Genomic DNA, 25,549 nt, shown 5'->3' on the forward strand with positions numbered 1-25,549 from the left:
TGGCGACCACACTGGTGAAGGTCCCGTCTGGGATGCGCAGGCACGGCGGCTCTGGTTCGTGGATATCAAGGGTGGCCGGCTGCATTCCCTGACGCCGGAAACCGGTGCGCGGGAGAGTTTTGAGATCGGCGGCAATCCCAGCTTCGCCCTGCCGTCCGATCAGGGCGGGCTGGTCATTGGCAATCGTGACCGGCTGCTGCATTGGCGGCGGGACGCAGTGACGGAACTGGCCCGCATCCCGGCATGGTCGCTACCGACCGTACCAATGACGCCACGGTCGATGCCGCGGGCCGCCTGTGGTTCGGGACCATGGACGATCTGGAATCCACGCCCACGGGCCAGGTGCGCGTCTATGACGGGGGAACCATCACGGAGGCGGGCGCAGCCGCATCGTCACCAACGGTCCTGCCATCAGCGGCGATGGCAGGACCCTTTACCATGTCGACAGCCTGGCCCGCACCATCTGGCGCTTCGATATCAGGGGTGGGGCAACCACCCTGTTCGGCGGCGTGCCGTTTCGCACCTTCAGCGGGATGAAGGCCTGCCCGACGGTGTGGTCGTGGACGCCCAGGATCATCTCTGGGTCGGCTTCTGGGCCGGTGGCTGCGCCCGCCGCTTTGCCCCCGACGGCACGCTGGTAACAGAGGTAAGGCTTCCCTGCGCCAATGTCACCAAGCTGGCCTTGGGCGGCCCCGACCTGCGCACCGCCTATGTCACCACGGCCCGCGCCGGACTGAGTGCTGCGGAACTGGCGGCACAGCCCTGGCCGGTGGCTTGTTCAGCTTCCGCGTGGAGGTGCCGGGACGGGTGCTGCCGCCGGTGAGGGTGGGGTGAGGGATCATCCCGCATGCACAGCGATAGCCGCGAAGCCCCCGATATTCTCGCGCTTGGCGGCATAGGAGATGATGGGTGCCAGCGTGTCGAGCTGGGGGTTTCCGCCGGGACCCAGTGAGCGCATCAAGCCCTTGACGGACTTTCCTGCAACCTTGGCAACAGCCTCGAAACCGTCAGTTGCGTTGATATAGTCACGCAGAAGGACCTTCATCGTCGCAATGTCCCCCTCCACAAGACAGCTCACAGCTTCAGCGACCAGTGCCTGACGAAACGCGGGATCGCGGTCGGCGCGGGCCTTTACCGTGTCTTTGAATTCGCGTGTCAGACTCATCGCTTGCTCCTGTTTTTTCGCTGCTTGTAGTCATCCCAGCAGGCCTTGGCGTCTTTGATGTCCTGTTCTTGGGTGCTTTTGTCACCCCCGGCCCAACAGGATCACCAGCGTCAGACCATCTTGACCAAAATACACCCGGTATCCCGGACCCCAGTCGATCCTGATCTCCAAAACACCTTCGCCAACCGGCTTTATGTCCCCTATCCCGTTCTGCAAGCTTGGATTTCGCTGTCACGACCTTAGCCGCCGCAACGGGATGAAGCCATCAAACCACTGTCCGAACGGGCTGGTACCATCTGCTCGCCGATATTCTTTGATGGATTTCATATGGTATCCTATAGATTACCAGTCAAGCTTTCTCTGTAACCGCCACGACCAGCTCCCTCCAGCCCACCTGTTTCAGCCTATTGATCCGCATCTTTGTTACAACTCCAAAACGAAAAAGGGGGCTTTTCGGCCCCCCTTTCACATAAGCCCCAACCCCGCCTCACCGTGAAAGGATAAAGGTCGCCTTGCGCCCGAACACCACGCGGTTGACCGTCAGTGCGAAGCCAACGGTCAGCCACAGGGTGATGAACATCAGGTGGATGTAATGCAGCGGCGTCCACACGAAGGTGAAGATGGCATACAGCCCCACACCGAACAGGACACCCAGCACCGCCGCCCGCGCATCGACATTGCGGAACAGCAGGCCGACGATGAAGGCCGACAGGATCGGCATCGACGTCAGGCCATTCAATTGCTGCACCAGATTGATGATGCTTTCCGCATCCGAATAGACGGGCCACCAGCAGGATGGCGATGACCACGAAAATGGCGCTGACCATGCCGCCCAGCCGGGGCACATTGGGGTTGGGATTGAAGTATTTTTCGTGGATATCGCAGACATACAGCGTCGCCGTGCTGTTCAGCACGCTGGCGAAATGGCCAGCACGGCGGTGACCAGGGCGGCTGCGAAGATGCCGGTCAGGAATTCCGGCAAGACGGCACCGGCGATGGTGCCATAGGCCGCATCATTGATATCGCCATACAGTTTGTACGACACGATACCCGGCAGCACCACCATGGGCGGGATGATCAGGAACCGCACCGTGGCGGCGGCCAGCACGCCCTTCTGCGCCTCACGCAGGGTAGGGGCGGCCATGGCGCGCTGGGTGATGGTCTGGTTGGTGGACCAATAGAAGATCTGGATGAAGATCATGCCGGTCAGCAGCGTATGCCATGGAATGGGGCTGTCATTGCCGCCGATCATGGTCAGGCGTTCCGCCGGAATGCCGCTGAAATCCCAGTTGATGGCCGCCAGGGCCAGGAACACGATGGCCGTGCCCATGGTCAGCAGCAACACGCCGGAATAGGTGTCGGCCACCGCCACGGCGCGCAGCCCCCCCAGAATGGCGAACAGCGACCCCGCCATCGCCAGGATAATGGCGATGACCCAGCAACGGTACCTGCAGACCGAACATGCTCTTCAGGAACAAGGCGCTGCTGTACAGCATGATGGGCATGGAAATGAAGACGTTGGCGAAGGTGAACAGCCCGCCAATCAGGCTGCGGATCGACTTCGCCCCGTACTTCTTTTCCAGAAGCTCGGTGGTGGTGGTGCAGTTATAGCGGTAATAGATGGGCAGGAAGACCAGGGCCAGGATACCCAGCCCCACCACGGCCGCCAGTTCCCACCAGGCCAGCAATGCCATCTGATTGCCATTCATGCCCACCAGCTGTTCGGTGGACAGGTTGGTGATGGTGATGGAGCCGGCGATGAAGAACCAGCTCAACCCTCGGCCCGCCAGGAAATATTCCTGGTGGGCGTCGGTGCTGTGTACGCTGGCGCGGCGGCATTTCCACACGGTCAACCCGGCGACCAGCGCCGTCAGGGCCGCCGCGATGGCCACCTGGAGCAAGGGTAATTGCATATCCTCCCATCCTTCTCGGTTTTTATTGAGTCACTGTGCCGTTGTTGCGGCGGTATGGTGCATTTCCAGGCCCAATGCCCAGCGGCGCTGGAAGCCGGGCCAATAGCCTGCTGTCGCGGGATCGGCTGGCACGGCCATGGCAGCACCCACCGGCTTGTCCGCATTCCATACGCCGTCACCGGCCTTCGGGGTTGGGACCTGCAAATAGGCGCCGGCATTGGCCGAGCCCTTCAGATGCGTGTCCAGGAAGGCGGTGATGAAATGGGTATTGATGGCCAGGATACGGTCACGCCGCCACACCGGTTCTTCATACCGTTCCACGAACTGGAAATAATGGGACAGTTGCGGCGGGGTCGGGTCGCCCGCCACATTATGGCGCGCGCCTTGATAGATGAGCAGGCGGCGGTCGCTGCCCGTCATCTGGTCATGCACCCATTTCACCCCATCGGCAAAGCCCGACACATCATCCTGATCCCCCACGATGAACAGCGACGGTACCGTGACCGCCGCCAGCCCTTCGGGCGACCAGGCGCGCAAGCGGCTGCCACCACCCCAGGGGGCAAAGGCCACCAGCGCCTTCACACCCGCAGGTATGGCGGCGCGCAAACTGTCGCTGCCAGCCACATCCTTGTCCAGCAGGCCACCGGGCACCAGCGGGTAAAGCGGCCCCTTGGGGTCAAACCCCGCGCCCATGGTGACCAGCGCGCCGAACCCGCCCATGGAATAGCCCATCAGGCCGATGCGGGTGGGGTCCAGCAGACCCGACAGCGGGTCGCCCGCCGCACCGGCACGGCGCGACAGTTCGGCAATGACAAAACGCTGATCGGCGGCGCGCGTGGCCACCGTGTTGCCGAACGACAGTTCCAGCGGCATCAGCGGCCCCGTCTCGGCATCGCGATGTTCGATGGACACCACGACATAGCCTTTGGAGGCCAGGTTTTCCGCCATCTGGGTATAGCCGGCGGCGAAATTCCGGAATCCATGGCTGAACACCACCAGCGGCCAGGGACCGCCCTGCCGGTCGGGTGTGGCATCGCGCGCCGCGCGCCCGTCCACCGACAGGGTGGGGGGCAGGTTGCCGGTGGGGATATCGGCCACGACGGGGGTCGTGAAACTGTACTGCGTCTTTTCTTCCTGCCCCGGTGACAGGCTGGCCGGATACCAGACCAGCAGGTCCAGTTTCCGGTCGGCGCGCGGAATGCTGCGCGTGACGGGGTTGATGCCCAGCAGGTTGGGCTGATCCGGGTTGATCAGCGAAACGTCCATCACCCCCACCTTGTGAGGGCCACGGGCGGCCAGTGCCGGCGCATCGGACAGGGCCGACGCCGCAAAGGGCGGGGCCAGCGGGGCCGCCGGTTTGGGCGACAGGTACCAGCCGGCCCCGGCCGCGACGGCCAGGGCCAGGATCAGGGCGACAGCCCTTCCCACCCGCCTCATGACGGCACCCGCCACACGGCCAGATCACGCGGGCCCACGTTGCGGCTGCCCAACAGGAATTGGGCATTGGCGGGGGCCGGGGCCTCGCGCGCCACAGCGGCATAGTTGAAGGCAAAGGTCAGGTCGCCGCGCCGACGGATGCGCAGATCATCGGGCAGGCGCACAGTGGGCACACCACGTTCGGCGCACAGCGTTTCCAGCAGGTCGGCGATGAAATCCTGTTCCGGCAGGGTCGCCATGTAGAGCGCGTTATCCTTGCGCACCAGGGCCGGCGAACCATCGGCCAGCGTTGCCTGTACCTCTGCCTCACCCAGCAGTTCCAGCGCTTCAAACCACGTGAACGCCTGATAGGTGTGGTTGCGCCAGACCATTTCTTCCGGGCAATCGGGCCGGGCCGTGCCGACCGCATTGACGCGAATGGGCAGCAACTGGCGCAACTCTCCGGGCGGCAGGCCCTGCGGCAGGTTCACATCCTTGGCCTTGGCCCCCGACCGCGCCGCAAACAGCAGCAAGGCCCCGCTGTCACCCAGCCGCTTGACCGTGGCGGCATCCGGCATGGCCAGACCGGGGATCAGGACGATGTCATAGCCGTCGGGATCGCCATCGGCAGGAATGAAATCGACATCCAGGCCCAGGCGGCGGGCCGCCATGTACCAGTTCACCATGATGTCGGGATGGCTGTAGCTTTCGGCCTGCCTTTCCGTCTCGCCCAGCCATTGCGCCTCGTGATCATACAGGATCGCAACGCGGGCCTCGGCACCCGGCACCGGCGGCAGATTCAGGGCCTTCAATTCGCGCAGGGCCTGCTCCACCTCCGGCCAGGCCTCCGACGGGGTGCAGTCGGGGCGCAGAAGGCCGGCATGCATCTGTTCCTGGGCGAACGGGGCCTGACGCCAGCGGAAGTAACTGACCACTTCGGCCCCATGCGCGAACGCCTCCAGCGTCCACAGCCGGATCATGCCGGGCAGGGGGCGCGGGTTGTGCCCGGCCCAGTTCACCGGACCCGGCTGCTGTTCCATGATCCAGAACTTGCCGCCGGCCAGGCTGCGCGTCTGGTCAAACAGGAAGGTGCAGTAATCGGGATGGCCCGTGCGCATATAGGGCCGGAATTCCGACGCCGGGCGCTTGGCCATCCAGACATCGGTGCGGCCCAGCGGGTAATTGTCGAAGCTGGCAAAATCCAAATCCCGGCACATGGTGTAATTGTCGATGCCGGTATCGGTGGGCGGAATGAAATTATGGGTAATGAAGCGGCCCGGCGAATGGGCGCGCAGAATATCCACCTGCGCCTTGTGATACAGCGCCACCCGGTCCGACGTGAAGCGGCGGAAGGCCATGCGGTGGGCCGGGCTGGTTTCTGTCACGGCCAGGAAGGGAACCTCGATCTCCTCAAACGACCGATATTCCATGGACCAGAAGATATTGCCCCAGGCCTTGTTCAAGGTGGCGATATCGCCATACTTGGTCCGGCACCAATCCTGAAACGCGCGGCGCGCGGCGGGGGAGGCCGACAGGGCCGTGTCGTGGCAGGCAATCTCGTTATCGGTCTGCCAGCCGACGATGGCATCATGCTTGCCATACCGTTCGGCCAGGGCCGTAGTGATACGGATGCTTTCGCGCAGATAGGTCTCTGACGAGAAATCATAATGCCGGCGCGACCCGAACCCGCGCACATGGCCCGTGATCGGGTCCACGGGCAGGATGTCGGGATACCGATCAATCAGCCATTTCGGCGGCGTCGCGGTGGGCGTGCAGGCCACCACCTTCAGCCCGGCCTTGCCCAACGTATCAAGCGCGCGGTCATACCAGCCGAAATCATAGACACCCGGCTCCGGCTCATACCGCGACCAGGCGAATTCGCCGACGCGGACATAGGTCAGGCCCAGGTCCTTCATACGCCGCGCATCATCGGCCCACCATTCTTCCGGCCAATGTTCGGGATAGTAGCAAACGCCCAGCATGATAAGGTCCGTCTCCTCGCCGCCCGTCCCACAGGGTGGGCTGGGTCTCTTGTGCTAATATTATTTATACGATAAAAGGGGCGCGTTCAACGGAGAACGAAAAAGCCCTGAAAGGTTCCGCGCATGTCGCCCGTCAGCGTCCCTGATTTTGTACGCCTGGATGGCGGCAACGTCTCGCTTGTCCTGGATTGCCGTGGGCCGTCGCCGGTGGCGCTGTATTGGGGACCGGGGCTGGATGCGGGGGCCGATGGTTCCATGCTGGACCTGCTGGCCGCACGCGAAGATGCGCCCTGTTCGCCCCTGGTGGCGGCACCCTTGGCCTTGACACCGCTGGCTGGGCAGGGCTTTCCGGGCCGCCCCGGTCTTCTGGCCCATGGCGACGGGCGGCGGTGGGCGAGCTATACGCGCATCTCCGGGGTTCGCCGGCCGGATGGGGCCAGCGTGGAAATTGACAGTGTCGATGATGCCAACGCCCTGACCCTGACCCATCATCTGCGCCTGGACCGCCATGGTATGCTGACCGGCTGGACCCAGATCCGCAATGACGGGCCGGGCCTGCTGGATGTGGAATGGCTGTCGGCCCCTGTCCTGCCGCTGCCGCCCGATATGGCGGATTGGGTCACGTTTGAAGGGCGGTGGGCCGGGGAATACCGCCAACGGACCCAGGCCCGCGTGATGGGTGCCGTGGTGAAGGAAAACCGCCGGGGCCGCACATCGCACGATGCCTATCCGGGTATCCTGGCACAAGCGGCCGGGGCAGGGGATCAGGCGGGCGATGTGTACGCCCTGCATCTGGGGTGGAGCGGTAACCATCGTCTTTACGCCGATACCTTGTCCGATGGCCGCGCCTATGTGCAGATGGGTGAATTGTTCATGCCTGGCGAAATGCGTCTGGCGGAAGGCACCACCTATCGCACACCCACCCTTTACGCCGCCTGCTCCGCGACGGGGCGCAACGGCATTTCCGCCTGTTTCCACGATCATGTGCGCGACCGGCCCGACCATGCCCGCCTACGCGCCAAGCCGCGGCCCGTGCATTATAATACCTGGGAAGCCGTCTATTTCGACCATGACCCGGCCTTGCTGCTGAAACTGGTGGATGAAGCCGCAGCGGTTGGCGTGGAACGGTTCGTTCTGGATGATGGCTGGTTCAAGGGCCGGCGCAATGACCGCGCGGGGCTTGGCGACTGGTATGTCGATGAAGCGATCTATCCCGAGGGGTTGCATCCGATTGTGGCGCGGGTCCGCGAACGCGGCATGGAATTCGGCCTGTGGGTCGAGCCGGAAATGGTCAATCCCGACAGCGACCTGTACCGCGCCCATCCTGATTGGGTGCTGGGCACGCCGCCGGCCCCGCAACTGATCTTCCGCAATCAGCTGGTCCTGGATGCCAGCCGCGCCGATGTGCAGGACTATCTGTTTGCGCGGCTGGATGCGTTGCTGCGCGACTACCCCATCTCCTACCTGAAATGGGATATGAACCGCGATATCAGCCATCCCGGCGGGGCCGATGGTCAGGCCGCCGCGCATGCACATGTGCAGGGGCTTTACGCCCTGCTGCGCCGCCTGCGCGATGCCTATCCGGGGGTGGAGATTGAAAGCTGTTCGGCCGGTGGCGGCCGCGCCGACCTGGGCGTGCTGGCGCTGACCGACCGCGTCTGGGCGTCCGACAGCAATGATGCGCTGGATCGGCTGACGATTCAGCGCGGCCTCTCCACCTTCCTGCCACCGGAACTGATCGGGTCGCATGTCGGCCCCACCGATTGCCATATTACGGGCCGCCGCGTCGCCATGGCCACCCGCGTGGCGACCGCCCTGTTCTTCCATATGGGGCTGGAGGTGGACCTGCTGGGCCTCACCGACACTGAACGCACCGAACTGTCCGCCGGCATTGCCCTGCACAAGCAGTACCGCCCGCTGCTGCATGAAGGCCGCCTGATCCGTCTGGACCGGCCCGCCAATGAAGAAGCATTCGGCATCATCGCCCCTGACGGGTCACGGGCACTGTACAGCTACACGCTGCTCAGCGAACAGGCTGGCTACTTCCCCGGTCGCCTGCGCCTGGCCGGTCTGGACCCGGACGCCCATTATCGCCTGCGCCTGATCTGGCCCGACGTCGCCCAGAAATCACCCCTGTTCAGCGCCTTGCGCGACGGCGCCATCTTCACCGGTTCCACCCTGATCAATGCCGGCCCGCAGCTTCCCCGCCTGCACCCGCAATCCGCCATGATCCTGGAGCTGGTGCGCGTATCCCCGCCGATCTGAGGGCCAAAAGCCAAGAGGAGGGAGGGCACAATTACGATCCGCCCCCCTCCCGCAGCCGGTCGATGGCGGCCCAGATTTCCTGACCGCCCTTTTCATGCCGATCCGAGAGTTTCTGAAGGTCGGCAGCAAGGTGGCCGATGTCGGAGGAGATTTTGCTGACCATCATCTCCACCGCCGCGAAGGCGCGCCGGCCCGCCTTGTCATTGGCGATATCGGCCTCCGCCCGGTCCAAGCGGGCCGTTATACGCACCAGCTCCATCTGTATCTGATGCATCAGCGTGGGCAGCCCATCCAACTGTTTCGCCTTGGACGCGGCCAGCCACCGCAGACCCGCCACGGCCCCCGCCGCCGCCAGCGCCAAACCCCCGCCGGTCAGCGCGTCGGTTGAAAGCAAATCCGCCATCCTTCATGCCCTTGCTGTTTGAAACCAGATGAAAAGAAAAGGCCCCGGCATGCCAATGCAGCCAGGGCCCAATGGGTCGATTGATAACATCAGCTTCCGTCAGGGACAGTGCGTCGTCAAGAATTAATTCCTATATCGTTCATCGGACGGGCGTTGAAAAAGTCCGATTAAAGAGTGTCGGGCATGATATGCCGGGATCAAACCTGCAGCTTTTCCTCCGCCACCACCGTATCAGCGATGGTGGGCACCCATTTCTTCAGGTTGGTGGGGGCGGTGGCGGCGGCGGGCAGGGTGACGCCCAGCTGTGCCGCCCGTTCGGCCCAGGCCTTGCGGGTGTTGAAGTCGGCGGCCTCCAGCCAGCGCAGGGCCGCGATGACGCTGCGCTGCTTGATCTGCCGGGCCTCGGCAGCGGCGGCCATCTTTTCCGCCGCTTCGCCCTGGCGTTGGACCTTGGGCTTGGCAGCGGTCTTCACGGCCTTTTCCAGCTCGCCCACATCCTTGCCCCGCACCCGGAAAACCAGCCCCACGACGCGCCCGCCATTCCCGCCGCGCCCTTGCCGGACCTCGTCCATCTCGACGCTGAACTCGGCCAGTTCGTTGATCTCCTGGATGGCGGGGTCGAGGGCCTTTTTGCGCAGGTCCTTGAAATCTTTCAGCTTGTCACGGCAGCCCAGAACGTCGCGCACCTCATCGATCTTGGCGCTCCAGTACGGCTCCGTCGCCTTGCGGTCGGCGTAGCGCTTCAGGATTTCATAGAGGGTGAGGGCATATTTGCTGGTGAACTGATAGATCACCGACAAGGACAGGGCCGAATACAGCGCCGGCTCCACCAACCGCTGCGCCACCTCCTCCGGGAATTCGAAGGTAAGTTCGCCCGTCACCTCATTGATGGTGACGCGGCCCAGCAGATGGTCCGACACCCAGGTGCGGCCATCGGACCCCAGCACATCATATTGCACCAAGACCTTCTGCAACCGGGTCAGACTTTCCTTGAGCCAGAAGTTGGTGTCGCCATGCGACGCGGCGTCCCGCGCCTCTGCGGCAAAGCGCCGGATGTCCGATAGATGCGTGTTATGGCGGGTTGTCTTGCCGATATTGGGAGCGGCGATGGCCAGCAGATGGTTGAACAGCTTGCGATCAGAAAGGCGCAGATCCTCATTGCCGGTCGCCCGCACCTCCACAAGGGCGGTGGCCTTGATCAAGGTCCCACTCAATTTCTTGCGGCGGGCGGTCTGCGTCGCCACAATCGATAGTGATGGTTCCGACACGAAACCTGCCCCCGTTTCCAGTGAGGGCAGTTAGGCATAACCCGGACCAGATGAAAAGAATTGAGTCCGTTGAAAATGTCCGTTGAAAAGCCCTGCTTTCCTTAATTCCTAGATTCCTAAAGTTCCTAGGGCCGGATCATGACGGTTTTTCAAAGGGTTGTTGGGTTTACCCGGACAAATTCAACGCTCCCCCGGACTTTCACAACGTTTCAGAGGGAGGTTCCCAACGCCCCCCGGACACGAACCCGGACCTTTTCAACGGTGCCCTTTGATATCAGCGCTTTATGCCGCGCTACCGGACTTTTCCTACGCTTATCCGGACCTTATCAACGGCCCGCCGCTTCCGGCTTTTACCGGACAATCCCAACGGGGGCGGCGAAAGTGGCGCGAATCAAAGGCTTGTGATTCGGATTCAGCGGACTTTTTCAACGGGTTCACCGGACTTCTTCAACGCCCCTGAGAAGCCTGATGTGAATGCTGAGGCGCATTCACCGGACATTCCAAACGGGGGTGATGGGTTTACCCGGACCTTTTCAACGGGTGGAATCGGTGGGGCGATGAAGGCCCGCGTGGCCGGCAATCCGGCCATGACCTGCCCGGGCTTGGCGGAACCGCAAACTTTGCCCAGCTTGGGTTGTGAAGCCGGGGATGGAACCGGCACCTGCGGAAAACAGAAAAACAGGCATAAGGTGAGAGAGATGGACCAGATGCAGCACCCGATGGGGCTTTCCGATACCGACCTGCTGCGCACCAAGGGTGTGATCGGCGGGGCCTGGGTGGGTGCCGATGCCGGCGGGTTGCTGGATGTGCGCAACCCGGCCACGGGTGTCCTGCTGGCACAGGTGCCCATGATGGGGGCGGCGGAGACGGGCCGCGCCATCGATGCCGCCGCCGCCGCCCTGCCGTCCTGGCGGGTCCTGACAGCGCAGGAACGGGCAAAGCTGCTGATGGGCTGGCACGATCTGATGCTGGACGCCGCCGATGATCTGGCCCTGCTGCTGACCCTGGAGCAGGGCAAGTCGCTCGCCGAGGCGAAGGGCGAAATCATCTATGGCGCCAGCTTCATCCGCTGGTTTGCGGAAGAGGCCCGCCGGTCCTATGGCGATGTCATCCCCACGCATAAGCGCGGGTCGCGCCTGATCACCATCAAGCAGCCGGTGGGCGTGGTCGGGGCCATCACCCCCTGGAACTTCCCCAATGCCATGATCACGCGCAAGCTGGGGCCGGCCCTTGCGGCGGGCTGTACGGTCGTGCTGAAGCCGGCAGAGGCCACACCCCTGTCGGCGCTGGCGCTGGCGGTGCTGGCCGAGCGGGCGGGCATTCCGGCGGGCGTGATCAACATTGTTACGGGCGATCCGGTGGCCATCGGTGGCGCGCTGACCGCCTCGCCTGTCGTGCGGAAGATCAGCTTCACCGGCTCCACCCGTGTGGGCCGGTTGCTGATGGCGCAGAGTGCGCCGACGGTCAAGCGCCTGTCACTGGAACTGGGCGGCAATGCGCCCTTCATCGTGTTCGATGATGCTGATCTGGGGCCGGCGGTGGCCGGTGCCATGGCGTCCAAGTACCGCAACTCCGGCCAGACCTGTGTGTGCGCCAACCGCCTGTTTGTCGAAGACGGCATCCATGATGCCTTTGTCGCCAAGCTGACAGAGGAAGTTGGCAAGCTGAAGGTCGGCAATGGCTGTGACCTGGGCGTCAACCAGGGCCCGCTGATCAATAAGGCCGCCGTGGAGAAGGTGGAAGAGCTGGTGGCTGACGCCCTGGAGAAGGGGGCGACCTTGGTCACGGGCGGCAAGCGTCATGAACTGGGCGGCTGCTTCTATGAGCCGACGATCCTGACCGGCATCACCGGCGACATGCGCATCGCGCATGAGGAAATCTTCGGCCCCGTCGCCGCCATTCAGCGCTTCCGGGGTGAGGAGGAGGTGCTGCGTCTGGCCAACGATACCGAATTCGGGCTTGCCGCCTATTTCTACAGCCGCGACCTGGGCCGGATCTGGCGTGTGGCCGAAGGTTTGGAAAGCGGCATGGTCGGTGTGAATGAGGGCCTGATCTCCACCGAGATCGCGCCTTTCGGTGGCGTCAAGCAGTCCGGCCTGGGCCGGGAAGGCAGCAGCCTGGGCCTGGATGAGTATCTGGAGGTGAAATATATCTCCATGGCCGTGGGCTGAGGGGCGGCGGGGATGTTCCGCGGATTACGCTTCGCTAATCCGCGCTACGCTGGCGCATCTCCCGTAGCGCGGATTAGGCGTAAGCCGTAATCCGCGGAACATTGGTCGCGTTCTCCACTGCCCACCCCGGCGCATGCGCCACCGCATCCCCCACCAGGATCAGCGACGGCGCGCCGGGGTTGGTCAGGGCAGGGGCGTGGGGCAGGGCAGCGATGGTTGCGAACCGCACCTCCGCGTCGGGGCGGCAGGCATTGGCGATCAGGGCGGCGGGCGTGTCGGGCGGCAGGCCCGCCTTGATCAGGCTGGAAGCAATATCGCCCAGCCGATCACGGCCCATATACAGCGCCAGCGTGGTTCCGGGATCGGCCAGCTTCGTCCAGTCGATGGACTCTGTTTCACCAGAGGTCCGGCAATGGGCGGTGACGACGCGCATGGACCGCGCCACGCCGCGATGGGTCAGCGGCAGGCCCAGCTGTGCCGCCGCCCCCATCGCTGCCGTGATACCGGGGATCACGGTCACCGCCACGCCCTGGCCGCGCAGGAATTCCGCTTCTTCGCCGGCGCGGCCAAAGATGAAGGGGTCGCCGCCCTTCAACCGCACCACGCGCAGCCCCTTCCTGGCGCAGGTGGCCATCAGGCGGTTGGTGAATTCCTGCGGGACGGAGCGGCAGCCTGCGCGTTTGCCCACCGACACCAGCCGCGTTTCCCGCCGCGCCAGCGCCAGGATGCTGTCAGGCACCAACGCGTCATGCAGGATGATATCGGCGGACCCGATGGCGCGGGCCGCACTCAGGGTCAGCAGGCCCGGATCGCCGGGACCGGCACCGACCAGGGTCACGGCCCCGCCCTCATCCCGCCCGCCGGCGATGAAGTGCTTCAGTTCAGCCATGATCTCCTCCACGGCCCCGTCCTCCTCCATCGTCATCAACCGGTCGGCCAGGGTGCCGGACAGGACGCGGTCCCAGAAACGCTGCCGGTCGCGGGTGGTGGACAGGGCGTCGCGCACGCTGGCCCGTGCCCGCTGTGCCGCCCGCGCCAAACCGGCATAGCCGGCGGGGATCGCCGCCTCCAGCCGTTGCCGGATATTGCGGGAGAGCGCCGGGGCACCGCCGCCGGTGGAGACAGCAACGATGACGGGTGAGCGGTCCAGGATGGCCGGCACCGTGAAATCACACTGTTCGGGCACATCCACGACATTGACGGGGACGTTGCGGGTGAATGCGGCAGAGCGGATACGGTCGGTCAGGTCGGGGTCGCCCGATCCGTCGATGGCGATGACGGCCCCGTCCAGCAATTCCGGTCGGAATTCCGTCTCCCGCCGCCGGATCACCCCGCCTTCCAGCAGCTCCAGCATCTCCTCCCCCACTTCCCTAGCCAGAAGCAGGATATCCGCCCCGGCGCGGGCCAGCAGGCGGGCCTTGGACGCCGCCGCATCGCCGCCGCCGGCCAGCAGGACGGATCGGCCCCGCAGGTCGAGGAACACGGGGAAATAGGGCATGGGGCTTGCCGGATCAGGCCGCGACGACAGGTGCAGCATGGCGCAGGATCTCCTTGATCTCGGGAAGGCAGGAACCGCAGCCGGTGCCGGCCCCGGTCAATTTGCCGATATCGGCAACAGAACAGGCCGGGCGTGAGGCGGCGGTCTTCATGATGCGGTTGCGGCCCACCGCGTGGCAGGAACAGACGATGGGGCCATCATCCGCCGCCTCGGTCTCTGGCGCGCGACCCGCCAGCAGGCGGGCGCGGTCCAGCGGCGTCAGGGTGGGCTTGGCGAACAGGGCCGACAGCCAATCGCGCGAAATCTCCGGCCGTTCGGGGGCCAGGAACAGGGCGGCGACCAGCTTTCCCTCCTTCACCCAGGCCCGGCGCGTGATGTCCCGCGCGGGGTCGGTGAAGTCCAAAACCTCGCAATCCGACAGGCCGGACAGGGCAGGGGCGTCATCCCCGGCCAGTTCATAAATCCGACAGGCCCCCGCCTCCTGCCGCACCCAATAGGGGATGGCGGACAGGTCGTGCTGGCGGGTGGTGAAGAACAGACCGGCCCAGGCGGTGATGAACCGTTCCACCCGCACAGGCACATGCTTGCTTTCCGGCTGTCCCGATACCGGGTCGGTATGCGGCGCGATCAGGCGACCGATCCCGCCCCTGGCCGACAGCGTGTCGGACCAGTGCATGGGGATAAAGACCTGTCCGGGGCGCTGTGCGTCGGTGATCGCCACGCGCAGCACCGCCTCCCCCTGCAAGCTGATGACGCGGGCCAGCTCGCCCTCCAGAAGGTCGGCGGTCTGGGCGTCGCTCGGGTGGATTTCCAGCAGCGGTTCCGGGCGATGGGCCGACAGGCGGGCGGACAGGCCCGTGCGCGTCATCGTGTGCCATTGATCCCGATACCGCCCCGTATTGGCGATCAGGGGGAAGCGCAGGGAGGCACGTTCGACGGGCGGGATGTGCCGCACCGCCAGCATGCGGGCGCGGCCATTGGTGTGGGTGAAGCGGCCATCGGCATACATCCGCTCCGTCCCGCGTGTGGCACCCGCCGGCATCGGCCATTGGAAGGGCTGCATAGCGGCATAATCGGCTTCGCGCTTGCGGCCCCAGGTCGCGATGTCGAAGGCGCGTAAGCCATCATTCTCAAACCCGGACAGGATGGCATGTTCGCGGAAAATCTCGCCGGCGGTGCGCCAGGCAAAGGCGGCGCCATAACCCATGACAGCGGCCACCTTCGACATGATCCACCAATCGGCCCTGGCCTCTCCTGGCCCCGCGCGGAACGGGCGTTGGCGGGAAATGCGGCGTTCGGAATTGGTGACGGTGCCGTCCTTCTCGCCCCAGCCCAGGGCCGGCAGGCGGATATGGGCGTAATCCAGGCTGTCGGTGCTGCCGACAATGTCGGACACGATGATTGTGGGGCAGATTTTCAGGGCCTCGCGGACAAGGGTCGCTTCCGGCAGGCTGACTGCCGGGTTGGTGGCCATGATCCACAGGGCCTTGATGCGGCCTTCCCGGATGGCGCGGAACATGTCCACAGCCTTCAGCCCCTGCCCGCCCTTCAGCGCCGGCGCGTTCCAGAAGCGGCGCAATCGATCCACATCCGCCGGGTCATCGGGGTTCATATGGGCGGCCAGCTGATTGGCAAGGCCGCCAACCTCGCGCCCGCCCATGGCATTGGGCTGCCCGGTGACGGAGAAGGGGCTGGAACCCGGCTTGCCCACCCGGCCCGTGGCGAGGTGACAATTGATGATGGCGTTGACCTTGTCGGTGCCGCGTGACGACTGGTTCACCCCCTGGCTGAACACCGTCACGGTACGCGGGGTGGTGGTGAACCAGTCATAGAAGGTGGCGATGTCGGCGGGGTCCAGGCCGCATGTCTGTGCAACATCGCCCGCATCCTCACGGGCGGTTTCCAATGCCGCCTCCAGCCCCGTGACATGGCGCAACACATAGGCGCGGTCGATGGCATCGGCGCTGTCCAGATGCGCCAGCAGACCGTTGAACAGGGCGACATCGCTGCCCGGCTTCAAGGCCAGATGCAGATCGGCCAGATCGGAACTGGCCGTGCCGCGCGGGTCGATCAGGACGACGCGCGTGCCCCGGTCGCGCTTGGCGGTGCGCAGGCGCTGTGCCAGGACGGGGTGACACCAGGCGAGGTTCGACCCGACCAGGATGACCAGATCGGCAATCTCCAGATCCTCATAACAGGCCGGCACCACATCGGCCCCGAAGGCGCGTTTATGGCCGGCGACGGTGGAGGCCATGCAGAGCCGGGAATTGGTGTCGATATGCGGGCTGCCGATGAAACCCTTCAGCAGCTTGTTGGCGACATAATAATCCTCCGTCAGTAGCTGACCGGAGACATAGAAGGCGATGGCGTCGGGGCCATGTTCGGCCAGGGTCGCGGACAGCCGGCCCGCCACCTCTGCAATCGCCTTGTCCCAGGTGACGCGCTGGCCCGCCACTTCCGGGTACAGAAGGCGGACATCACCCGAAGCCTCGGCATTGACCGTGTCGATCAGGGCCGCCCCCTTGGAACAGAGGCGGCCCTTGTTGGCCGGGTGGTCGGGATCACCCCCCACCACCCAGCCATCCCGCGCCCGGCTGACAACCAGCCCGCAGCCGACACCGCAATAGGGGCAGGTGGTGCGGATTTCGGTGGTGGACATGGGGGCTCCTCCGAACGCTTTTCTCGTCATCCCGGCGAAAGCCGGGACCCAGAGGCCCCAGGCTCAGGCCTCTCGGCAGCGTCCATGAACAGGGTGTAAAGGTCGGGCTTTTGGCCCCTGGGTCCCGGCTTTCGCCGGGATGACGAAAGTTGCGCGCCAGAGTTGTTCAGACCACCAGCCCCAGCTCCACCCGCCCATCGACCAGCCGCGCGGGGATACGGCCCGTGCAGCCTTCGTCGGGTCCCTGGGCAAAGCCGGTGGCAAGGTCGATAACCCAGTTATGCAGGGGGCAGGTCACGGCATGGCCATGCACGATGCCTTCTGACAAGGGCCCCTTCTTGTGCGGGCATTCATCACGCAGGGCGAAGACCTGATCGTCGATGGTGCGGAACACCGCGATGCGGCCTTCCCGATGGTCCACACGGCGGGCACCCTGGACCGGAATGTCCGTGAGGGGGCCGATATCCTTCCATTCAAGCGGGCGGTGCATGGCGGCTCACTCCACGGTGGCAAGGGTTTGGAAATCACGGGCAGCGGGGGCACCGGGTGCCCGTTCAGCCCAGGGATCGACCTGGGCATGGCGCTGGCTGGCCAGGAACCGGGCATGCAGGGCGCGGCGGTTGTCGGCATCGTCAACCACGCGGGTCTTCACGAAATCCAGGCCCACACGCTCAATCCAGGGGGCGGTGCGTTCCAGGTAATGCGCCTCTTCGCGGTAGAGCTGCATGAAGGCACCGCAATATTCCTGCACCTCTTCTTCCGTGGTCACCTTGGTCAGAAGGTCGGTGCCGCGCAGCTTGATGCCGCCATTGCCGCCGACCAGCAGGTCGAAGCCGCCATCGGTGGCGATGACGCCGAAATCCTTGATGGTGGCTTCCGCGCAGTTGCGGGGGCAGCCGGACACCGCCATCTTGAACTTGTGCGGGGTCCAGGAACCCCAGGTCATCCGTTCCAGATTGACCCCGACCTCCATGGATTTCTGCGTGCCGAACCGGCACCATTCCGACCCGACACAGGTCTTCACGGTGCGCAGCGCCTTGCCATAGGCATGGCCCGACACCATCCCGGCCCCGTTCAGGTCAGCCCAGACGGCAGGCAAATCTTCCTTCTTCACACCCAGAAGGTCGATGCGCTGACCCCCCGTCACTTTCACGGTGGGGATATCAAACTTGTCCACCACATCGGCGATGGCGCGCAGTTCCTTGGCATTGGTCAGCCCGCCCCACATGCGCGGCACGACGGAATAGGTGCCGTCCTTCTGAATGTTGGCGTGAACCCGCTCATTCACGAAGCGGCTGGCCCCATGATCGACATATTCACCGGGCCAGGTGGCGAGCAGGTAATAGTTCAGCGCCGGACGGCAGGTGTGGCAGCCATCAGGCGTCTTCCATTCCAACGCCTGCATGACGGCGGGGATGGATTTCAGTTCCTGTACGCGGATCAGGCGGCGGATCGTATCATGGTCATGGTCGCTGCATTTGCAGATCGGCTTGACCCCCGCCGCCTCATACGCCCCGCCCAGCGCGTGGGCCAGCAGCCCCTCCACCAACCCGGTACAGGACCCGCAGGAGGCCGATGCCTTGGTGGTGGCTTTCACCTGATCCAGGGTCGTCAGGCCCTTTTCGCTGATGGCCTTGACGATGGTGCCCTTGCAGACGCCGTTGCAGCCGCAGATTTCCGCCGTATCAGGCAGCGCCGCAACGGCGGCGGTAGGGTTTGCGGCACCGCCTTCCCGGGATGCGAAACCCTGGCCGAAGATCAGCGTGTCGCGCAACCCGCTGACATCCTCCCCCGCCTTCAGAAGCTGGAAGTACCACGCCCCATCGGCGGTGTCGCCATACATGACGGCCCCCTTGATGCGGCCATCCTGCAGCACGATGCGCTTATAGACGCCGCGTCCGGCATCGCGGAACACGATGTCTTCCGTCCCCGGCCCGCCGCTGAAATCGCCGGCGGAGAAGACATCGACGCCCGTCACCTTCAGCTTGGTGGAGGTGACGGAGCCGGGATAGCCCGCCGCCTGCTTGCCGGCCAGATGATCGGCCAGGACCTTCGCCATCTCAAACAGCGGCTGCACCAGCCCGTAGCAGGCCCCGCGATGCTGTACGCATTCACCGACGGCACTGATGGCGGGGTCGTTGGTCACCATATGGTCATCGACCATGATACCGCGCCCGACTTCCAGACCGGCAGCGGCGGCCAGACGCGTGTCGGGACGGATGCCGACGGCCATCACCACCAGATCGGCGGGAAGGTTTGTGCCGTCCTTCAGCGCCACGCCCGTCACATGGGCATCACCCAGGATGGCGGCGGTATCGGCACTGGTCAGGACCGTCAGGCCCCGCCGCTCCAGCTCCTTGGCCAACAGATGCCCGGCGGATGCGTCCAGCTGCCGTTCCATCAAGTGGCCTGCCAAGTGCAGGACGGTCACTTCCATGCCTCGCGCCTTCAGGCCGACGGCGGCTTCCAGACCCAGCAACCCACCACCGATGACCACGGCCTTGCCGCCCTTGGCGCTGGCGGCCAGCATGGCATCGACATCGTCGACATCGCGGAAGGTGACAACGCCGGGCAACCGCGCGCCGGGGATGGGGATGACGATGGGCATGGAGCCGGTGGCGATCAGCAGCCGGTCATAGGGGACGGACAGGCCCGACTTGGTGATCACAACCTGATCATCGCGGTCGATCTCCTCCACCGGGTCGCCGGCATGCAGCTTGATATGGTTCTTCAGATACCAGTCCAGATCATTGATCACGATCTGGTCAAAGGTCTTCTCCCCCGACAGCAGGGGCGACAGCATGATGCGGTTATAATTCACGCGCGGCTCCGCGCCGAACACCGTGATGTCGTAAAGGTCGGGCGCGCGTTCCAGCAATTCTTCGACGGCGCGGATGCCGGCCATGCCATTGCCGATAACGACCAGCCGGGGGCGTGAACTGGTGGCCGGGGGGGCGGAGAAGGGGGTCATGTCTGGCTCCATCCATCTCTTGCGCAAAAAATGCGCAATAAAAAAGGCGCCCGACCGTGCATCGCCCCCCGCCTGGGGACAGTTACACGTTCGGACGCCATTATCCGGTGGGGCCCGGCCTTGGACCCCTATATCTGCCCTCCCGTCTGGAAGGGCCGTCGCAACGCTGCATCGCCTTGCGCCGCTTCTCCATTTGCGAATGGCGTGCCAAGGCGGCAACCTGTTGGAATCGCAGGATTCTGGGGTCTTGCGGCGAACCAAGTGGACCACCATGTTGCTAAAATTTCAGGCAGCGCCCAAACCGTGATGCATTTTTGTGCAGTTGCGAAGCGACGCGACCGCGCAAAGTCACGGAATCCCGTGCCTGCGCCCACTGGCACGGCCATTGCTGAATAAGGCTCGTCCCGAGGCAGGGATATTCCATCGTCCAACGGCGGACGACCAGGCAGGGGTGGAGAAAGCATCTTCACCGCAACGCATGGCCGTCGACCGGGAACGGGCAAGCGGCCCGGACGACAAGGGCTTTAACGATGGATATCCGCAACAAGGCCACACGCATCGACCTGTTCACGCTGAAAAGCGTGCAGATGCGGGCCTTTCACATGACCTGGTTCGCCTTCTTCCTGTGTTTCTTCGGCTGGTTCGGCATCGCCCCGCTGATGGCCGTGGTGCGCGATGATCTGGGCCTGACCAAGGGGCAGATCGGCAATATCATGATTGCGTCGGTTGCCATCACGGTTGCCGTGCGCCTGATCATCGGGCCGATGTGCGACCGGTTCGGGCCGCGCCGCACCTATACGGGCCTGCTGGCCTTCGGCGCGATCCCCGTCATGTGCGTGGGTCTGGCCGACAGTTACGAGACGTTCCTGCTGGCGCGCCTTGCCATCGGTGCCATTGGTGCCGCCTTCGTCATCACCCAATATCATACCTCGGTGATGTTCGCGCCCAATGTCGTGGGCACGGCCAATGCCACCACGGCGGGGTGGGGCAATCTGGGTGGCGGCATCACGCAGATGGTGATGCCCCTGGTCCTGACCGGCATCCTGTTCTTAGGCGTGGACAAGACCCATGCCTGGCGGCTGGCCATGGTGGTGCCGGGTCTGGTGCTGCTGGTGGCGGCCCTTGCCTATTGGCGCTTTACGCAGGATTGCCCGGACGGGGATTTCAAAGAACTGCGCGAAGCTGGCCGCCTGCCGCTCGCCAATGGGGGCAAGGATGGAGGGAAGGGCAGAGGCGGGTTTCTGACGGCCCTGTCCGATATCCGCGTCTGGGCCTTGTTCATCGCTTATGGTGCCTGCTTTGGCGTGGAACTGACCCTGCACAATATTGCGGCCATCTATTTCTTCGATACTTTCAAGCTGGACCTCGCCACCGCCGGCATCATCGCGGGCCTGTTCGGATCGATGAGCCTGTTCGCCCGCACCCTGGGCGGTTGGCTCTCCGACCGCTGGGCAGGACAGGCGGGCTTGCAGGCGCGCGTGCGGTTGCTGTTCCTGGTGCTGTTCGCCGAAGGGCTGGCGCTGCTGCTGTTCTCGCAGATGACAGTCCTGTGGGTAGCGGTCACGGCCATGCTGTTCTTTTCGCTGTTCGTGCAGATGGGCTGCGGTGCCACCTTCGGCATCGTGCCCTTCGTGAACCGCAAGGCGCTGGGGTCCGTGTCGGGCATTGTCGGGGCGGGCGGCAATATGGGGGCGGTGGCCGCCGGCTTTCTGTTCAAGGCGGAAGGCATCACCTATCAGCAAGGTCTGATGTATCTGGGTGTCGCGGTGACCCTGGCGTCGCTGCCGACCCTGCTGATCCGGTTCAATGAGGGTGCGGTGGCAGAGGTAAGGGGCGTGGTTCCCGTCCCGGCGGAGTGAGGGCAACGGACAAAAGCATGGCCAATCCTGAACCCAATATCCTGATCATTGACGGCAATCCCGACCGCGCTTCGGTGGTGGAGCGCGGGCTGGTGGAATCCGGCTGGGTCCGGGTCAGCACGATCGGCCCCTCGGTCAATCTGCTGGCCCGCATCCAGGCGCTGGCCCCCGATGTCATCATCATCGATCTGGAGAACCCCGACCGTGACACGCTGGAACAGATGTTCCAGGTCAGCCGCGTGGTGCAGCGGCCCATCGCCATGTTCGTGGATCAAAGCGACAGCCAGATGATCCATGCCGCCATTGAGGCGGGGGTCAGCGCCTATGTCGTCGATGGGCTGCGTCAGGACCGGATCAAGCCGATTGTGGAAACGGCCATCACCCGCTTCAACGCCTTTGACCGGCTGCGCCGCGAACGGGACGAGGCGCAGTCCAAGTTGCAGGATCGAAAACAGGTGGAGAAGGCCAAGGGCCTTCTGATGAAGCATCGCGGCCTGTCGGAGGAGGATGCCTATACCCTGATGCGCCGCACCGCCATGAAGCAGAACCGCAAATTGTCCGACATCGCGCAGAGCGTGATCACCGCCTTCGAGATGGAGATTTAAGAATGGCCGAGATCGTCAAGCTGGGCTTCGCGCCCCTGGTGGATTGCGCCATTCCCGTCGCGGCGGCGGAAGGTGGCTTCGCGGCGGCGGAAGGGATCGACCTGATGCTGGACCGTGCGCCGTCCTGGGCGGCGCTGCGCGATAAGCTGGCCTTCGGACGGGTGGAGGGGGCGCATATCCTGGCGCCCCTGGCGCTGGCCATTCATCAGGGCATTGCCGGGGTGCCGGCCACGCCGCTGGTGGTGCCCGTGTCCCTGGGGTTGGCCAATAATGCCATCACCCTGTCCATGGAGCTTTACGAACGCATGGTGGCGGCGGCACCCGAGGTGATGGCGGGGCCGCCCGCCCTGCGCGCCCGCGCCCTGCGGCCCGTCATCGATGCCGACCGCGCGGCGGGCAAGCCGTTTCTGTCCTTCGTCACCGTCTTCCATTTCTCCTGCCACCATTACGAGCTGCTGAAATGGCTGGCCGATGGCGGGATCGATGGCCGGTCGGAAGTGAATATCGGCGTCATCGCCCCGCCGCGCATGGTGGAAAGCCTGGCCGCCGGCTGGATCGACGGTTATTGCGCGGGCGAACCCTGGAACCTGCGCGCCGTACAGCGTGGGGTGGGCAAGGTGGTGGTGACCAAGGCCGATATCAGGCCCGATGGGTTGGAAAAGGTGCTGGGCCTGCGCGCCGATTGGGCCGATGCCGACCCCGCCCGCACATCCGCCCTGATCCGGGCTGTGGTAAAGGCCGCCGACTGGTGCGCCGATCCGGCCAACCGCGGCGATCTGGCCCGGCTGCTGGCCGAACCGCGCCATGTCGGTCTGGCGGCGGATCTGATTGCGGAGACCCTGGCCGGGGCCATGCCCGCCCCCAACCGTAACCGCCCCGATCCGGCGGATGTGGGCCGGCTGCTGGCAGAGATGGCGGCGGCGGGACAGTTGGAAGTGTCGGTGGACCGGGGTGCGGGTCTGGCGGCGGCGGTCTGGCGGTCTGATCTTTATGATGCGGCGATGGTGTAACGCCGATCCGGGCAGGAGCCGCGGCAGTTCATGCCGTGACATGCATCAGCCCTTGGTGCCTGCGCCATTGCGGCGGTTCCACTCGCGGATGGCCTCCTCCGACAGGGGGGTGCCGGCATCGGCCATTTCTGCCTTGTATCGGTTCGGCTCCAGGGGGGCGGGGGGCTTTGCCGCCGCCATCTGTGCCTGTGTCGCCAGGACGGCCTGCACCTGCTCCAGGCTGGGTCCCTTGGCGCGGCGGGCCGACAGCAGGGTGCGGTCGCCGAAGAAAAAGGCGATGATGGCCCCCAGCACCACCCACATTTCATCGGGGATCAGGGCCCAGGCCTGCGCCGCCGCCGCAAAGCCCACAGGATCGGCGGATGCCCAGACGAATATGCCGATCACTCCCAACGCCATGGCTGGCCGGGGCAGACGGTTCAGCCCATCGATGAAACTGTCCCACCATGTGCGGCCCTGGCGGTCGGCGAATTCGGCCCCGAACTGCTGAAACCGGGCCAGCATCTCAGCATGGCGGCTGGTCTCGTCCTGGGTTTTGTCGCCAGTAAAGGGCGTGATGGCACCGGCCAATGCCTGCGCCCCGCCGCCGACCAGCGCCTGTAACAGCTTGTTCAGCATGGATTTCGATCCTTCAAATGCACAAAGGCGGTGGCAGCCGATCAGGGCCGCCACCGCCTTTGCCGGGATTCCGGGTGGGTGTGGGAAATGAGATTATAGGAATAAAGTCATTTTACCAAGGGATGATCAGTCTGGATATCCGCGTGCCAGAACCTGATCCAGGGCGCGGATCATAATGTCGCCATGGTTGGCGACGTTGCCGACAAGACGGCCCAGGGACGACTGGGGAATGTTGGTGATCTCAAGGGCTTGGAAATGTAACGGCGCGCCCTCAATCATGACGATAGGTGCCATGGTAAGGTCGCGGGAAAAGCCAGGGTCGGGAGAAAGCGGAACCACGATACGCCGTTCCCAGCGGCGCAGAAGTCCAGCTTGCACAATGACAAAATAAGGAAACAGATTCTTAGACCGCCCGTTGTTCGTATGAACATCGAACTGCGGCATCAGAGCGTGCCATATTCGTCGGCAACCGAGATACCCTGCGCAGACCAGGCGTTGTAGCGCTCCATTTCCTCGTCCATGCGGGTCTGAAGCTTCGCTCTCTCGCCACGTGCTACAGCGTCGGCAATGGCGCGGTCGGCCACGTCGGACAGGTTAATCCCCAGGTCCTTTGCCAAGGCCACGTTCCGCGCTGTCAAAGATAGGTTCACGGGGCGTTTTAGAGCGGTAGCGCTGCTCATCCTGCGCATCCTTCTGCCAAATCATGCGCAGGATAGCATCAATCTATCACCCTTGGCGATCCCTATGCATGCCCCGTCAGGGCCAGCAGGGCGAAGGTGGCCAGCCAATGTTCGCCCATATAATCGCCGGCCACATGCGGCAGGCTGGCGGTCAGGTGAGCCGCCGCCGCTTGCTCCGCCCATCCCCGCGCGTCGTCGGGCAGGGCGGGGGCGATGGCGCGCCAGCACCAGGCGCGCGACAGGTTCAACCCGTCCAGATGCGCGATCTTGCCGTCCGTCCGGTCGCTGGGGGTGGCGGGCTGGAACAGGGTGGCGGGCTCTCCCGTCGCGACGCGCGGCAGGAAGGATGACAGCCAGGGGGCATACTCACCCGCTGGCAGCGCATGGCGCATCAGTTCCGCCACCATCAGGGTGGGGGACAGGAAATCATCCTGCGACGGTTCCCAGGCCTGCGCATCGCGGTCGCCGCCATGCCAGACCCGCGCCCGGTCGCGGCACAGGTCGGCCAGGGCCTTGTCGCCCACCAGATCGGCGTAATCCAGCGCCAGGGTCAGGGCGAAGGCCGTGTTACCATGGGTGCCGGCCCGCACCGGATATGTGGCCAGCGGCAGGAACGCCTTGAACCTGTCGGCAAAATCCCCGGCCAGCGGGGCCAGGGCCGCCGCCCATCGCCGCCCGTCATCGTCTTCCGCACGGTTCAGTTCGGCGGCCAGGGCCAGCAGCCAGCCCCAGCCATAGGGCCGTTCAAACCCGCGTGCCGTGGGCCGGGTCAGGTAATCCCGCTCGCCCGCGATCTTCACCGCTGTCAGATGGGCATCGAACAGCGCCTTGATGGCGGCACCCGCGCCCAAGTCGGGGAACAGCCGGCGCAGGCGGGCCAGCAGCCAGTAGCCATGGACGCAGGAATGCCAGTCGTAACTGCCATAGAAAACCGGGTGGAGGCCGCGCGGGTCGCCGACATCATCGGGTCCGGCCAGGACATGATCCAGCTTGTTGGGATATTCGCGGGTCACATGGCCCAGGGCCAGGGCCGCGAACTTCTCTGCCAGGGCTTGATCCAGCATTG

At 64.6% G+C, this 25,549-nt stretch carries 19 protein-coding genes and 3 pseudogenes; 7 read left to right on the forward strand and 15 right to left on the reverse strand.

Features of this window, described 5'->3' with window-relative positions; translation table 11 throughout:
• Nucleotides 1-58: 58 nt before the first annotated feature.
• A pseudogene (locus C0V82_RS28020) lies at nucleotides 59-537 on the forward strand (SMP-30/gluconolactonase/LRE family protein).
• 4 nt (nucleotides 538-541) lie between these two features.
• Nucleotides 542-823, forward strand: coding sequence for an SMP-30/gluconolactonase/LRE family protein (locus C0V82_RS28025; protein WP_425438295.1), 282 nt, complete (start codon nucleotides 542-544; stop codon nucleotides 821-823).
• 15 nt (nucleotides 824-838) lie between these two features.
• On the opposite strand, the gene C0V82_RS25110 is transcribed toward C0V82_RS28025, so the two are convergent.
• The 5 genes and pseudogenes from C0V82_RS25110 to C0V82_RS25130 form a co-directional block, all read right to left on the reverse strand.
• Entirely contained in the window at nucleotides 839-1,165 is a 327-nt protein-coding gene (locus C0V82_RS25110; RefSeq protein ID WP_102115207.1) for a helix-turn-helix domain-containing transcriptional regulator, read from the reverse strand.
• Nucleotides 1,162-1,492 (reverse strand): annotated as a pseudogene (locus C0V82_RS28030) (type II toxin-antitoxin system RelE/ParE family toxin). The gene C0V82_RS25110 and the pseudogene C0V82_RS28030 overlap by 4 nt, the downstream one beginning before the upstream one ends.
• Before the next feature lie 160 nt (nucleotides 1,493-1,652).
• Nucleotides 1,653-3,078: pseudogene (locus C0V82_RS25120) on the reverse strand (SLC5 family protein).
• 30 nt (nucleotides 3,079-3,108) lie between these two features.
• A complete protein-coding gene (locus tag C0V82_RS25125) occupies nucleotides 3,109-4,515 on the reverse strand; it encodes an alpha/beta hydrolase family protein (protein WP_102115208.1) in 1,407 nt (468 codons plus the stop codon).
• Complete coding sequence (locus C0V82_RS25130; RefSeq protein ID WP_102115209.1) at nucleotides 4,512-6,476, reverse strand: beta-galactosidase; 1,965 nt, start codon at nucleotides 6,474-6,476, stop codon at nucleotides 4,512-4,514. The genes C0V82_RS25125 and C0V82_RS25130 overlap by 4 nt, the downstream gene beginning before the upstream one ends.
• A 123-nt stretch (nucleotides 6,477-6,599) precedes the next feature.
• Here C0V82_RS25130 and C0V82_RS25135 point away from each other — a divergent pair, with 123 nt between their 5' ends.
• Nucleotides 6,600-8,741: an alpha-galactosidase gene (locus C0V82_RS25135; protein ID WP_102115210.1), complete on the forward strand. Its 2,142-nt coding sequence runs from the start codon at nucleotides 6,600-6,602 to the stop codon at nucleotides 8,739-8,741.
• Between the two features lie 31 nt (nucleotides 8,742-8,772).
• On the opposite strand, the gene C0V82_RS25140 is transcribed toward C0V82_RS25135, so the two are convergent.
• Nucleotides 8,773-9,144 carry a hypothetical protein gene (locus C0V82_RS25140; protein ID WP_102115211.1) on the reverse strand — a complete coding sequence of 124 codons (372 nt, stop codon included), beginning with the start codon at nucleotides 9,142-9,144 and terminating at the stop codon, nucleotides 8,773-8,775.
• 197 nt (nucleotides 9,145-9,341) lie between these two features.
• Nucleotides 9,342-10,412: a replication initiation protein gene (locus C0V82_RS25145; RefSeq protein ID WP_158660210.1), complete on the reverse strand. Its 1,071-nt coding sequence runs from the start codon at nucleotides 10,410-10,412 to the stop codon at nucleotides 9,342-9,344.
• A 698-nt stretch (nucleotides 10,413-11,110) separates the two neighbouring features.
• On the opposite strand from C0V82_RS25145, the gene C0V82_RS25150 reads away from it, so the two are divergent.
• Nucleotides 11,111-12,583: an NAD-dependent succinate-semialdehyde dehydrogenase gene (locus tag C0V82_RS25150; RefSeq protein WP_102115365.1), complete on the forward strand. Its 1,473-nt coding sequence runs from the start codon at nucleotides 11,111-11,113 to the stop codon at nucleotides 12,581-12,583.
• A gap of 73 nt (nucleotides 12,584-12,656) precedes the next feature.
• Here the strand turns inward: C0V82_RS25150 and cysG are convergent, their stop codons facing one another.
• From cysG to nirB, 4 genes are all read right to left on the reverse strand, one after another.
• Nucleotides 12,657-14,120 (reverse strand): siroheme synthase CysG, encoded by a 1,464-nt coding sequence (gene cysG, locus C0V82_RS25155; RefSeq protein WP_102115213.1) that lies wholly within the window; start codon nucleotides 14,118-14,120, stop codon nucleotides 12,657-12,659.
• Nucleotides 14,095-16,740 carry a nitrate reductase gene (locus C0V82_RS25160; protein ID WP_102115214.1) on the reverse strand — a complete coding sequence of 882 codons (2,646 nt, stop codon included), beginning with the start codon at nucleotides 16,738-16,740 and terminating at the stop codon, nucleotides 14,095-14,097. The genes cysG and C0V82_RS25160 overlap by 26 nt, the downstream gene beginning before the upstream one ends.
• Nucleotides 16,741-16,906: 166 nt before the next feature.
• Nucleotides 16,907-17,230, reverse strand: a complete 324-nt coding sequence (nirD, locus tag C0V82_RS25165; protein WP_054167791.1) for a nitrite reductase small subunit NirD — start codon at nucleotides 17,228-17,230, stop codon at nucleotides 16,907-16,909.
• Nucleotides 17,231-17,236: 6 nt separating this feature from the next.
• Nucleotides 17,237-19,711 carry a nitrite reductase large subunit NirB gene (gene nirB, locus C0V82_RS25170; RefSeq protein ID WP_188595159.1) on the reverse strand — a complete coding sequence of 825 codons (2,475 nt, stop codon included), beginning with the start codon at nucleotides 19,709-19,711 and terminating at the stop codon, nucleotides 17,237-17,239.
• A 530-nt stretch (nucleotides 19,712-20,241) separates the two neighbouring features.
• On the opposite strand from nirB, the gene C0V82_RS25175 reads away from it, so the two are divergent.
• Genes C0V82_RS25175 through C0V82_RS25185 form a run of 3 tightly spaced genes read left to right on the forward strand, consistent with a single transcriptional unit; the run spans nucleotide 20,242 to nucleotide 23,185 of the window.
• Nucleotides 20,242-21,570, forward strand: a complete 1,329-nt coding sequence (locus C0V82_RS25175; RefSeq protein ID WP_102115216.1) for an MFS transporter — start codon at nucleotides 20,242-20,244, stop codon at nucleotides 21,568-21,570.
• 17 nt (nucleotides 21,571-21,587) lie between these two features.
• The gene (locus tag C0V82_RS25180; protein WP_102115217.1) at nucleotides 21,588-22,175 is read left to right on the forward strand and encodes an ANTAR domain-containing response regulator; all 588 of its coding nucleotides are present in this window, start codon (nucleotides 21,588-21,590) and stop codon (nucleotides 22,173-22,175) included.
• A 2-nt stretch (nucleotides 22,176-22,177) separates the two neighbouring features.
• Nucleotides 22,178-23,185, forward strand: a complete 1,008-nt coding sequence (locus tag C0V82_RS25185; RefSeq protein WP_102115218.1) for a CmpA/NrtA family ABC transporter substrate-binding protein — start codon at nucleotides 22,178-22,180, stop codon at nucleotides 23,183-23,185.
• Between the two features lie 45 nt (nucleotides 23,186-23,230).
• Here the strand turns inward: C0V82_RS25185 and C0V82_RS25190 are convergent, their stop codons facing one another.
• From C0V82_RS25190 to C0V82_RS25205, 4 genes are all read right to left on the reverse strand, one after another.
• Nucleotides 23,231-23,803, reverse strand: coding sequence for a 3TM-type holin (locus C0V82_RS25190; protein ID WP_102115219.1), 573 nt, complete (start codon nucleotides 23,801-23,803; stop codon nucleotides 23,231-23,233).
• Between the two features lie 126 nt (nucleotides 23,804-23,929).
• Nucleotides 23,930-24,247 carry a CcdB family protein gene (locus C0V82_RS25195; RefSeq protein ID WP_102115220.1) on the reverse strand — a complete coding sequence of 106 codons (318 nt, stop codon included), beginning with the start codon at nucleotides 24,245-24,247 and terminating at the stop codon, nucleotides 23,930-23,932.
• On the reverse strand, nucleotides 24,247-24,483 hold the full coding sequence (locus C0V82_RS25200) for a type II toxin-antitoxin system CcdA family antitoxin (protein WP_158660211.1): 237 nt from the start codon (nucleotides 24,481-24,483) through the stop codon (nucleotides 24,247-24,249). The genes C0V82_RS25195 and C0V82_RS25200 overlap by 1 nt, the downstream gene beginning before the upstream one ends.
• Nucleotides 24,484-24,545: 62 nt before the next feature.
• Nucleotides 24,546-25,547, reverse strand: coding sequence for a DUF2891 domain-containing protein (locus tag C0V82_RS25205; RefSeq protein WP_102115222.1), 1,002 nt, complete (start codon nucleotides 25,545-25,547; stop codon nucleotides 24,546-24,548).
• Nucleotides 25,548-25,549 lie beyond the last annotated feature (2 nt).

Origin of the sequence: Niveispirillum cyanobacteriorum, assembly GCF_002868735.1 — a bacterium.
Taxonomy (GTDB): Bacteria; Pseudomonadota; Alphaproteobacteria; order Azospirillales; family Azospirillaceae; genus Niveispirillum; species Niveispirillum cyanobacteriorum.

Excerpts from the sequence above, each read along its gene's own strand:
- C0V82_RS25110 (WP_102115207.1), bottom strand. The coding sequence starts at position 1,165 with ATGAGTCTGACACGCGAATTCAAAGACACGGTAAAGGCCCGCGCCGAC.
- C0V82_RS25125 (WP_102115208.1), bottom strand. The coding sequence starts at position 4,515 with ATGAGGCGGGTGGGAAGGGCTGTCGCCCTGATCCTGGCCCTGGCCGTC.
- C0V82_RS25130 (WP_102115209.1), bottom strand. The coding sequence starts at position 6,476 with ATGCTGGGCGTTTGCTACTATCCCGAACATTGGCCGGAAGAATGGTGG.
- C0V82_RS25135 (WP_102115210.1), top strand. The coding sequence starts at position 6,600 with ATGTCGCCCGTCAGCGTCCCTGATTTTGTACGCCTGGATGGCGGCAAC.
- C0V82_RS25140 (WP_102115211.1), bottom strand. The coding sequence starts at position 9,144 with ATGGCGGATTTGCTTTCAACCGACGCGCTGACCGGCGGGGGTTTGGCG.
- C0V82_RS25150 (WP_102115365.1), top strand. The coding sequence starts at position 11,111 with ATGGACCAGATGCAGCACCCGATGGGGCTTTCCGATACCGACCTGCTG.
- cysG (WP_102115213.1), bottom strand. The coding sequence starts at position 14,120 with ATGCTGCACCTGTCGTCGCGGCCTGATCCGGCAAGCCCCATGCCCTAT.
- C0V82_RS25160 (WP_102115214.1), bottom strand. The coding sequence starts at position 16,740 with ATGTCCACCACCGAAATCCGCACCACCTGCCCCTATTGCGGTGTCGGC.
- nirD (WP_054167791.1), bottom strand. The coding sequence starts at position 17,230 with ATGCACCGCCCGCTTGAATGGAAGGATATCGGCCCCCTCACGGACATT.
- nirB (WP_188595159.1), bottom strand. The coding sequence starts at position 19,711 with ATGACCCCCTTCTCCGCCCCCCCGGCCACCAGTTCACGCCCCCGGCTG.
- C0V82_RS25175 (WP_102115216.1), top strand. The coding sequence starts at position 20,242 with ATGGATATCCGCAACAAGGCCACACGCATCGACCTGTTCACGCTGAAA.
- C0V82_RS25180 (WP_102115217.1), top strand. The coding sequence starts at position 21,588 with ATGGCCAATCCTGAACCCAATATCCTGATCATTGACGGCAATCCCGAC.
- C0V82_RS25185 (WP_102115218.1), top strand. The coding sequence starts at position 22,178 with ATGGCCGAGATCGTCAAGCTGGGCTTCGCGCCCCTGGTGGATTGCGCC.
- C0V82_RS25190 (WP_102115219.1), bottom strand. The coding sequence starts at position 23,803 with ATGCTGAACAAGCTGTTACAGGCGCTGGTCGGCGGCGGGGCGCAGGCA.
- C0V82_RS25195 (WP_102115220.1), bottom strand. The coding sequence starts at position 24,247 with ATGCCGCAGTTCGATGTTCATACGAACAACGGGCGGTCTAAGAATCTG.
- C0V82_RS25200 (WP_158660211.1), bottom strand. The coding sequence starts at position 24,483 with ATGAGCAGCGCTACCGCTCTAAAACGCCCCGTGAACCTATCTTTGACA.
- C0V82_RS25205 (WP_102115222.1), bottom strand. The coding sequence starts at position 25,547 with ATGCTGGATCAAGCCCTGGCAGAGAAGTTCGCGGCCCTGGCCCTGGGC.